The 11,864-nt window shown below is 35.5% G+C and carries 3 protein-coding genes, 1 tRNA gene and 2 rRNA genes (1 of these 6 cut by a window edge); 2 read left to right on the top strand and 4 right to left on the bottom strand.

Annotated features, from left to right (window positions below; genetic code table 11):
- Nucleotides 1-13: 13 nt before the first annotated feature.
- Entirely contained in the window at nt 14-3,904 is a 3,891-nt protein-coding gene (porU, locus tag E9099_RS09940) for a type IX secretion system sortase PorU (RefSeq protein WP_136583471.1), read from the bottom strand.
- Between the two features lie 275 nt (nt 3,905-4,179).
- Here porU and gldJ point away from each other — a divergent pair, with 275 nt between their 5' ends.
- Together gldJ and E9099_RS09930 are read left to right on the top strand one after the other, a co-directional pair.
- Nucleotides 4,180-5,856 (top strand): gliding motility lipoprotein GldJ, encoded by a 1,677-nt coding sequence (gene gldJ / locus E9099_RS09935; protein WP_136583470.1) that lies wholly within the window; start codon nt 4,180-4,182, stop codon nt 5,854-5,856.
- A gap of 69 nt (nt 5,857-5,925) precedes the next feature.
- Nucleotides 5,926-7,203 (top strand): UDP-N-acetylmuramoyl-tripeptide--D-alanyl-D-alanine ligase, encoded by a 1,278-nt coding sequence (locus E9099_RS09930; RefSeq protein WP_136583469.1) that lies wholly within the window; start codon nt 5,926-5,928, stop codon nt 7,201-7,203.
- A gap of 37 nt (nt 7,204-7,240) precedes the next feature.
- Here E9099_RS09930 and E9099_RS09925 read toward each other — a convergent pair.
- The 3 genes from E9099_RS09925 to E9099_RS09915 all read right to left on the bottom strand — a co-directional run.
- Nucleotides 7,241-7,315, bottom strand: a tRNA-Val gene (locus E9099_RS09925).
- Nucleotides 7,316-9,426: 2,111 nt separating this feature from the next.
- A 5S ribosomal RNA gene (gene rrf / locus E9099_RS09920) occupies nt 9,427-9,534 on the bottom strand.
- A gap of 102 nt (nt 9,535-9,636) precedes the next feature.
- Nucleotides 9,637-11,864, bottom strand: a 23S ribosomal RNA gene (locus tag E9099_RS09915) (it continues 593 nt past the right edge of the window).

The raw sequence follows: 11,864 nt of genomic DNA, 5'->3' as shown, positions 1-11,864 counted from the left end.
ATATAATTTTTAATTAGAGGATTACAAGTTTCTCTATTTTTTCTACTGATTTATTAGTGCTTTGTGAATGTACTTTTAATTTGTAAATATACGTTCCTTTTCCTATTTTATCTCCAAAATCATCACGACCATCCCAAACAATATCTCTAGAGGTCGATTTTGTAGATTTCCCACCAGCTAAAGCGGTTTGTCCATTTAGTGTTCTCACCAATTTTCCTGAAACTGTAAATATTTGAACAGAAATATCTAAAACTTCAGAACTATTATGGCTAAACCAAAACTCTGTATAATTGACAAACGGGTTTGGGTAGTTTAGTACGTTATTAATAACTAAACTTTCATTTTCATTAAAAACAATAAATTGTATTTCGGCTGTAGCCGAATTATTATAAACATCCCACGCTTTTAACGTCAAGGTATGTAAGCCCGGCTCTAAATCTTTAAAAGAAAAACTCAAGGCGCCTTTTGTATAATCATCTACCTCTGTCAGGTAATAATCATTAAGCACATATGGGTTAACTTCATCTCCATCTAATAAAGCAACAATATCATGCCCAATACCACTTGCTGTGTTAATTCCGTTTTCGTCCTCAAAATTTGCTAATAACAATGGGGACTCATTAGTTATACCTCCCGAAACAAATGCTTCGTCATTCATATACAACTGAATTGTTGGCCCAATATTGTCCTCGGCCGCATTAGGATTTATTCCTCCAATTTTTAAAACCTCTGTACTTGCACCAGTCTTATCCTCCAGAGCGTTCTCTTGTGTGGCATAAAAACTAATTTTCCCTGTCCCTACAGGAATACCAATATCTTTGGGCACAATAAAATCAAATTCAAATTGACCATTAGTCACCGTTGCTTGCCCCTTAAAAACAACTGCTCCTAAAGTCGTGAAGTTAAGTTTTATTAACCCACTAGCATTTCTTGTATTATCATTTGCTAGTGTTACTCGCTCAATTTCTTTATCGTAAATAGTAGTTATTACAATCCCATTATAACCATTAAGCACGTTACCATTAACATCCGTAACTTCTCCTGCTAGTTTAGCATAACCTAAAGCTTGAAGCACATCAGTCTCTTGAGTAATAGGCACATCATTTATTGTGGTTAGCCTAATATTTGGTTCAGGAAAAGCCAACGTAAGTGCTGGATCCCCAATATAAAATGCCAAACTTTTTTGGGCATTAGAAAAATTTGGATCATTTTTAGCCAATCGTAATGCTTCTGCAACTGTAGGATATTCAAAATCTGAATACGTATCGTTTGTGCTGTAAGAAAAAAGGTATTCTTTTAAAATTTTATTTAAATCTTTTCCAACCTCGACAAAAATTTGTCTTGTCGTGGTAATTAACGCAATAGAACCTGCGTCTTTATTCCAATAAATTAATTCGCCCGCAGTTTCCCTTAGCGGATTATCAAACCTTGTAAACTCGCAAGTTACGGTAACAAATAAATTTAATTTACAGACATTATTTAGGGCTACTACATCATCCTTTTGAAAAATACGCTCATGCGCCAATCCATCTTCTCCTCCATGTCCAAAATAATTAACCATTATAGCACCTTTCTCAATCGCATTAGTCAATGCTTCTGTCACTCCTGGATAACGGTCTCCTCCGGCTGAAGCCTGTTGCTCGTATGCATCAGAATGTATCTTAGTCACATTTATATAAGGTTTAAATAAAGCCACTTCATCAGCAATCTCATCTGTTGTTTTTTGTAACGTTTCTTCCCAAGCTTCGTCTACATCATCTGACACAACAATAAAATTATTTCTCCAACTCCCTAATGCTCCTTTTGAATAATAAACTTCGATTTTGTCTACCATTTGCTTCGCACGCAAGGGAGAGTCTGCCAAAATTCTACCCACTGCAATATCTAGTTTATTAGCATTATTAAATTGATCTAAAACGCCTTCGTTTAAATCTACGTATGCATAATAATCATCTGAAATAAAAGAACTTGACAAGTTAAAACTACTGTAAGCGTTCCATGTTGGAAAGTTATAGGTATTTGAAGAAATACGCCCTTTATAGTCAAATGAAGAATCACCAAAAATACACAAATATTTTACTCTGTTGTCCGGTGTACTTGCATTGTCATACACATATTTAACAAAATTCCGAATTCCTGAGATATCTGGATTCCCAGAAGAAAACTCTGTATATATATCATCAACAACAACAACCTTAACATTTAAGTTTTTCTTATCCCTATTAATTTGGGCTAGTCGTCTTGCTTGTGTTGCATGAGATTGTGTTGTTAACATTAAATAATCAACATCTTGGAAGTTACCCTCGGAATTTAAAAAGATAGTCCCTTTTAAATTTTGATTATTCACGTTACTATTTTGAGCTAAACTAGGCTCTAAATAACTTTGAGAACTAACCGTTACAAACGTTTTAGGAGCTCCCATCGGCGCTTTAAAAGTAAATGTGCTTTCTGCTGAAGAATTTAAAATAGCTGTTACATCATAAAGATTACTAACATCCCAAATTTCTTGTACCTGAGCAGCATTAGACACTATATAATTAGCAATTCCACTACCTATTGTTGCTTCTTTATTTTTAAAGTGAAATTGAGTACCGTTAAACGTTAGCGCTCTAGTAGCTTCCACCGATATATAATCTAAATAAGCTTCGGCACTGGGATTACCTTGATTATCATAATCCAACCTTACACTAACATTATCATTAACGACATTGGTTGTCTGATCAAAAGTTCCTCCTGTAACATACACACCATTTGCTGTATTAGTACCAGACAAAGAAACAGAACCTAAAGCAGCATCATTGACACTAACTAAAAAACGGCTCGTACTTGAAGCTGTAGTTGCCGTAACAACTTTTACATTAACGGCTTCTGAAGGCTCTAAATTAGGAAATACAAAATCAAATGATTGAGAACTTTCTACACCAAACTCTTCACCAAACCAACGTCTACCGACAAAAATAATATTCTTTTCATCTATTTCATGAAACTGATAATCCTGAAATGTATTAAAATCTGCTGTTGCAATACCTGTGGGTTGACTAAAATTTTGAATTCGTTTTCCTTGTCCCGAACTAATATTAATATAGTACACCGTTTTATCCGTATATGGATTTATATTAGTATTTACGTAAGATAAATTAACATCGGCTGATGGTCCTTGTGCATAAAACAAGATATAATCTTCATCATTAAAAACACCATCTTCTTCTCCTACAATTTTGATTGCATTCTCTGTTGGATCAAATGGAAAGTCTGCATTATTAGCAAAAGGCATCATTTTACCACCATTACCAAACACCTTAATGTTTCTTGGGTCAAAACTATTAACATTAACACCCATTTGATTTAAAAATGATTTAGATATTTTATGAACACCAGATTTTTCCACTTCAAATTTATACCAGTCTCCATTAGTTAAAACAGAATTAGTAATCATTCGATTTGTAGACCTTCTATAACTTGAAGTGACATTCATATCATAGTTCACCTTAAAGGACACTACCTTTTTATAACTATTCCCTTGTTTAATAATAGGACTCAATGATAAAACAGCGTAATTAACATCTCGAGATGTTCCATTCTTTAAAGACGCCGTTATATTTTCAGGTATCGCAATAAGGTTTAAGTTTTTTAAATCAGATTTAGAAATTGGTAAATAAACAATATCCGATACTACTAAAGAGTTTTCATTAACAAAACCACTAACCTGCCACTGTTCCACAAAATGAATACCATTAGCCATGTCAAAAGAAAAGTTTTTTGCAGGTGTAAAAGTTGGAATAGTTACACTATAACTATCTGTGGAATATATTTGGGATGCACCCCATACTATATTTATACTTTTTTCTTGAGAAAATAATGGCACACAATAAAAGGAAACCAATAATAGTAATATCTTTTTCATTGAAATAATAACGTCTAATTTTAATTGATAGTACTTAATTCTTAATAATATCTTAAAATAAATCAAAATTACGATAATATTATCAAAAAAAACACGTTATATTGTTCGAAACGCGCAACAAAAAACAAAAATTAACATCGTTGTAGCGTAAAAAAAATAGGACAAAATGCAATTTAGTTTAGTCAAAAAAATGATTTTTAGTTGTTTTGTTGGGTTTAATTCTTATATTGCGTCTCCAAAAAATAACATTATTTAGGTTACTTAAACGTATTAATATGAAAAAAATAATTGTATCAAGGCTATTATTAACTCTAGCAGTTTCGTTGACCTTGGTTGGTTGTAAAAGATCTGGTAGTGGCTCAAATACCTCTAGGGCAACAGGATGGGACATCAATTCTAAAGATGGAGGTTTTCAATACAACACTAATTTTAAAGAGCAAGAAACTGCTCCTGGATTAGTTTTTGTTGAAGGAGGAACTTTTACAATGGGACGTGTACAAGACGATGTTATGCATGATTGGAACAATAGTCCAAATCAGCAACACGTTCAGTCTTTTTACATGGATGAAACTGAAGTTACTAATAAAATGTATCTTGAGTATTTAGACTGGATTAAAAGAACTTACCCGCCAGAAGAAGAAAATTTTAGAGCAATATACCACGGTGTATTACCAGATACTTTAGTTTGGAGAAACCGTTTAGGTTACAACGAAGTAATGACGGACAACTATTTACGTCATCCTGGATATGGAGAATATCCTGTTGTTGGGGTTAGTTGGATGCAAGCAGTTGAGTTTGCTAACTGGAGAACAGACCGTGTAAACGAATTCTACTTACAACAAGATGGTTACCTAAAAGAAGGTAGTCAATTAGAAGCTACTGCAGATTCTAATTTTAGTACAGACACTTACATTAACGCACCAACCCAAACTTTTGGTGGTAATGAAGAAATTATAAAAGGAGGAAACTTAAAGCCTCAAACTAATGCAGCCGGAGAAGAAATTAATGTTTTCGCGTCAAGAGAAACGGGATTAATTTCACCTAAGTATAGACTACCTACGGAAGTAGAATGGGAATATGCAGCTTTAGGATTATCTGAAATCAGAAGTTATAACGTATACAGAGGTCGTAAAAAATACCCATGGGACGGACAATACACTCGTTCTGGTAAACGTAAAATAAAAGGAGATCAACTTGCAAACTTTAAGCAAGGTAAAGGAGATTACGGTGGAATTGCTGGATGGTCTGACGATGGTGCTGATATTACTGCTCAAGTAAAATCTTATGCCCCTAATGATTACGGTCTTTATGATATGGCTGGAAATGTTGCTGAATGGGTTGCTGATGTTTACAGACCTATCGTAGATGATGAGTTTAATGACTTTAACTACTACAGAGGTAACGTATATACAAAAAACGCAATTAACGATGATGGAACAGTAAAAATTGTGACTACTGACGAAATCGTATTTGATACCTTGCCTAATGGAAACATTATAGCTAGAGATTTACCTGGATCGATTGCAACACAACCTGTTGACGAAGAAGAAACTTACTTAAGAACAAACTTTGACAGAAGTGATAACCGTAACTTCAGAGATGGTGACACACAATCTTCTCGTTACTATGCTGATAGATTTGGAGATGAAGAAGGTGATGAAACTCAAGACGTATCAACAAGAAAAATGTATAATGCTCCAAAGCACAACATAGAGATTGATTCTGCTGGTAACATAATCAGAGAGTATGACAAATCTAACAAACGTACTTCTTTAATTAATGACGAAGTAAGAGTTTACAAAGGTGGATCTTGGAAAGATAGAGAGTACTGGTTAGATCCAGCTCAAAGACGTTACTACCCTCAAAACATGGCTACAGACTATATTGGCTTTAGATGTGCAATGTCAAGAGTAGGATCAAAATCAAAAAGTAAACAAAAATCAAAAAACTAAACTAATTTAATTAGTTAATATATTTAAAAGTCCTAACAAATGTTAGGACTTTTTTTATACTTTTATTTTATGAAAATAGATGCTTTACATAAACTTTTTCTAGACTGCACTAGTGTAAGTACAGACACTAGAAACGTAGACAACAACAATATGTTTTTCGCTTTAAGTGGTGATAACTTTAACGGTAATACTTTTGCACAAGATGCTCTCAAAAAAGGAGCCAAATACGCAATTATAGACGATGTAAACTTTAAAACATCAAAGCATACCATTTTAGTGGAAAACACCCTTAAAACACTTCAAGAACTAGCAACATATCACCGCGCGTACTTAGGTGTCAAAATAATCTCACTAACAGGAAGCAATGGAAAGACAACAACTAAAGAATTAATAAATGTTGTACTATCAAAAAAATACAACACCACTGCAACCATCGGTAATTTAAACAACCACATTGGCGTACCACTAACGCTTTTATCAATGACCAAAGACACCGAAATTGGCATTGTAGAAATGGGTGCCAATCACAAGAAAGAAATAGCTTTTTTGTGCCAGATTGCAAAACCCGATTTTGGCTATATCACTAATTTTGGAAAAGCACATTTAGAAGGCTTTGGAAGTATTGAGGGTGTCATTGAAGGTAAGTGCGAATTATATCAATACCTGACCACTAATAATAAGTATGTATTTATAAATGCTGATGACACTATTCAATTAGAAAAACTGAATAGTTATGATAAAAAATCTGGCTTTAGCCAAAACAATTCAAAATACCTTAACATAGAGCTAATAGACGCTAAACCCTTTGTCTCTTTTACAACTCAAGACACGCCAATTAAGTCTAATCTAATAGGTGCATATAATTTTACTAATTTATGTGCAGCAACAATGATTGGCAACTACTTTAATGTTGACCTAATAGATATTAAACAAGCCATTGAAGGTTATACTCCTACCAATAATCGTTCTCAAATAATAACAAGAGAGAGTAACACAATTATATTGGATGCCTATAACGCAAACCCCTCGAGTATGGAAGTTGCATTACAGAACTTTAGTAATCAAAACTCCAAAAACAAAATTGCTATTTTAGGAGACATGTTTGAATTGGGAGCATCGGCTTCTAAAGAGCACCAAAGCATAGTTAACTTGGTCAGTACTTTACATATAAATCATATTATTCTGATAGGAGAAAACTTCCTAAAAACAGAAATAAACAAGAGCACTATAAAACAATATAAATCCTTTGAAAGTTTCAAAGAAAACTACACCCCCATCATCAACAGCTCGCTTTTAATAAAAGGCTCTAGAGGAATGGCTTTAGAAAGGGTCTTAGAACTATTATAAATAAAAAAATCCAAAACACATGTTTCGGATTTTTTTGTGGGCGACAAGGGATTCGAACCCCTGACCCCTTGGGTGTAAACCAAGTGCTCTGAACCAACTGAGCTAGTCGCCCTAATTATTAGGAGTGCAAATATACAGCACATTTAATTTAAAAACAACAATTAAATAGATTAATATTATAATATTTATCACTACAACTGATTTCCAAACGCTTAACAATCGCTATTTTTATTCAGCACTTAATATTTTACTAAATATCTTTTACTTAAAAACTAAATAATACTTAAAATACTTTAAACTATTCTTTTCTCAAGAAACTTGTACAAGGTATTCCTATGTGTCTATAAAATTGTATTCCTGTACGCGACAAAATAGCGATATCTTATAGAAGCAACAATATAATATTTACAAGCAAAAGTTTTAGCATCGATTATAATTTAATATCTCCATGCTCTAGTTGTATTAATACAATTATTTACTTCCAAAATCAGCTAACTATAGTAACTGTCAGTTTGATTTACCCTATTTATGCATTTTTTGATTTAATTATTAAATGTGATTTCATTTTACAATCAGAATAGTAATTTAATAGGTCATAAAACTAAAGTGACCTCAAACAATAAAATAAACTTTTGAGAGAAATACTGCAAACAATAAAATTAAACATAACAAACTATTCTAGAAACGAAAAAAAAGGAGTATTTGTTTAAATATAATTACAATTTGAACAATATATTCTCCTAACCATCTCATAATTATATAGTAACTAAATAATACAAAACATACATATTAAATAAAGGCCCCCTCATTCCCTCTTGGATTTAAGATTACAAATGGGATAAAACTCCTTCCGAATGCAAAATTAATGTTACTTAAAACACTTATAATTCATTTTAATTTATCTGTGCACAAAGTTATTAATAGAGTAATTCAGTTTTACTTCTCAGACCTAAATAAGCTTACAAAGAAACATATTACGGTGCTTCTTATTTCGAAAGATACACTGCTCGAATCGAGCTCTACATATCGCAACATACGTTCTAAACGTGTGCTTTTTATTTGCACATAACACACCATATAGACCATTGGCAAAAGCTGCTAAAAATTAGCACCAGATATATAAGCAATAAATAATAAAAGACATTAGAGTCACTCGCATGTTCGCTATTTTAATATAAAGAAACATTTACTATTTTTTATATCACGGTTCTTGCTGCGAACTTCTACCTCCTAATTTAAAGAAAATTTATCCGTTTGCAAGTGTACAATAAAAGGAACATTCCAAAAATTTATTGTTTCTTCCCAAAAGTCAAGAAGTTAACCTCCTTTTACTTACCACACTTTTCTCGAATAACGGTCTATATAACATAATGAATAATTACAAGTGAAAGAAGGGAAAATATATCTAATATTAATTGGTAAACAACCAAACCAGAAGTCCATAAAATAAAAAGGTGAAACAAAAGGTAATTACAAGTGATCTTAGATATAACTAAAATCATGAAAATAACTGTAAAGAATTAATGCGCCAATGCACTACTGCTTTATTTGTAAAATAATCTTAGATGGAATATTAAAGGTGCTGAGAAAGATACAAGAGGAATAAATAACGAAAAAAAACACACCTACTACCTAACGCAAACAACTTAAACAACTACTAACAGGAAATAGATATTATATTTAAAAGAAAAGGAATTATTTTTAATACTATCCTAATTTAAAATAAGCACATGAATTATGTTCCAATATTCATTCGATATTAATTAACACCGAATACAAGACTTCAACACTAATAGAATTAGTTAAATAAGACAAAAGAAAAGTTAAACTAATAGATTCAATACCATTGCTAACACTATGTCTATTCTTTATAAAAACAGAAGCAAATATTTTAAAAATAAAAATACTAATGCCTTAATAGAATTGATTCAATATTACTTTAACGTCATTAAGGCCCTTCCTAACTTCATGTAAATGTGAAATAGAAGTAATTTTATACGTTTAAAACTTCGTGATTGGTCAAATCAAAAGGGCTAAGGTTAATTTTATTTATACTTCGTTTTTAATCCTTTTAACCTATGAACCAGTTAATCTAGTTCCAAATTCCCCTCCCCCTTTGTGACTATTTACTTTTTCCCTTTTGCCTATTCATTTCTGGCATATACTTCATTTCAATTTCGGGCACAAAAAAACCCTTCATAAATAAATATGAAGGGTTCTCTAAAAAGGCAACGACCTACTCTCCCACAAATGCAGTACCATCGGCGCAAATGGGCTTAACTTCTCTGTTCGGAATGGTAAGAGGTGAGCCCCATCGCTATAATCACCTTAAATCTTTCGGTGTATGTAGTATTAACTACTTGACCGTATAAAATAACATATTGAAAAAATGATTCATGAAAATCTGTATTGAACTTTGTAAAAAAACAGGCGTACAATAAGCCTATGGGTTATTAGTATCACTCGGCTATGACATTACTGCCTTTACACCTATGACCTATCAACGTAGTCATCTCCTACGACCCTTTAAAGAAATCTCATCTTGTGGTGGGTTTCGCGCTTATATGCTTTCAGCGCTTATCCCTTCCCAACGTAGCTACTCTGCAATGCTCCTGGCGGAACAACAGATACACCAGAGGTTAGTCCAACTCGGTCCTCTCGTACTAGAGTCAGATCCACTCAAATTTCTAACGCCCACTGTAGATAGAGACCGAACTGTCTCACGACGTTCTGAACCCAGCTCGCGTGCCACTTTAATGGGCGAACAGCCCAACCCTTGGGACCTTCTCCAGCCCCAGGATGTGACGAGCCGACATCGAGGTGCCAAACCCCCCCGTCGATATGAGCTCTTGGGGGAGATCAGCCTGTTATCCCCGGCGTACCTTTTATCCTTTGAGCGATGGCCCTTCCATACGGAACCACCGGATCACTATGCTCTTGTTTCCAACCTGATCGACTTGTAGGTCTCTCAGTCAAGCACCCTTATGCCATTGCACTCTACGCACGGTTACCAAGCGTGCTGAGGGTACCTTTAGAAGCCTCCGTTACTCTTTTGGAGGCGACCACCCCAGTCAAACTACCCACCAAGCACTGTCCCTTCATTGAAGGTTAGACTCTAGACAAGCAAAGGGTGGTATTTCAACAATGACTCCACAACGCCTAGCGACGCCACTTCAAAGTCTCCCACCTATCCTACACATTACTTATCCAAAACCAATACTAAGCTATAGTAAAGGTGCACGGGGTCTTTTCGTCCCACAGCGGGTAATCGGCATCTTCACCGATACTACAATTTCACCGAGCTCATGGCTGAGACAGTGTCCAGATCGTTGCACCATTCGTGCAGGTCGGAACTTACCCGACAAGGAATTTCGCTACCTTAGGACCGTTATAGTTACGGCCGCCGTTTACTGGGGCTTCATTTGAGATCTTCGCCGAAGCTAAACCCTCCACTTAACCTTCCAGCACCGGGCAGGTGTCAGGCCATATACGTCATCTTTCAATTTAGCATAGCCCTGTGTTTTTGATAAACAGTCGCCTGGACCTTTTCACTGCGGCCACCCCGAAGGGTGGCGACCTTTCTCCCGAAGTTACAGGTCTATTTTGCCTAGTTCCTTAGCCATGAATCTCTCGAGCTCCTTAGAATTCTCATCCCAACTACCTGTGTCGGTTTAGGGTACGGGCTGCTTCTCTCGCTTTTCTTGGAAGTCGATTTGCTAGATTATCACCGCGACCGTAGTCTTAGTGTACTATCGGGGGGTTACCCCTCCCTTCAACGCACAATTCCGTCTGTGCGCACTAACTTTTCGCCTCCGTCACTTTTAATGAGAGCAGGTACAGGAATATTAACCTGTTGTCCATCCACTACCCCTTTCGGGTTCGCGTTAGGTCCCGACTAACCCTCAGCTGATTAGCATAGCTGAGGAAACCTTAGTCTTTCGGAGTGCGGGTTTCTCGCCCGCATTATCGTTACTTATGCCTACATTTTCTTTTGTAGCTACTCCAGCATCCCTCACAGAACACCTTCAACGCCACTACAATGCTCCCCTACCACTTTTACAAGTCCATAGCTTCGGTAATATGTTTATGCCCGATTATTATCCATGCCGAACCGCTCGACTAGTGAGCTGTTACGCACTCTTTAAATGAATGGCTGCTTCCAAGCCAACATCCTAGCTGTCTAAGCAGTTCAACCTCGTTTTTTCAACTTAACATATATTTGGGGACCTTAGCTGATGGTCTGGGTTCTTTCCCTTTCGGACATGGACCTTAGCACCCATGCCCTCACTGCTGATTAACATTTTATAGCATTCGGAGTTTGTCAGGAATTGGTAGGCGGTGAAGCCCCCGCATCCAATCAGTAGCTCTACCTCTATAAAACTATAAATCAACGCTGCACCTAAATGCATTTCGGGGAGTACGAGCTATTTCCGAGTTTGATTGGCCTTTCACCCCTACCCACAGGTCATCCGAAGACTTTTCAACGTCAACCGGTTCGGTCCTCCACTATATGTTACTATAGCTTCAACCTGCCCATGGGTAGATCACACGGTTTCGCGTCTACCACTACTAACTAAAGCGCCCTATTCAGACTCGCTTTCGCTACGGATCCGTGACTTAATCACTTAACCTTGCTAGCAACGGTAACTCGTAGGCTCATT

Origin of the sequence: Psychroserpens sp. NJDZ02 (assembly GCF_004843725.1) — a bacterium.
In the GTDB taxonomy this organism is placed as follows: domain Bacteria; phylum Bacteroidota; class Bacteroidia; order Flavobacteriales; family Flavobacteriaceae; genus Olleya.
Note: the sequence above shows the minus strand (reverse complement) of the source record. Positions and strands in the feature narration are given on the sequence as shown.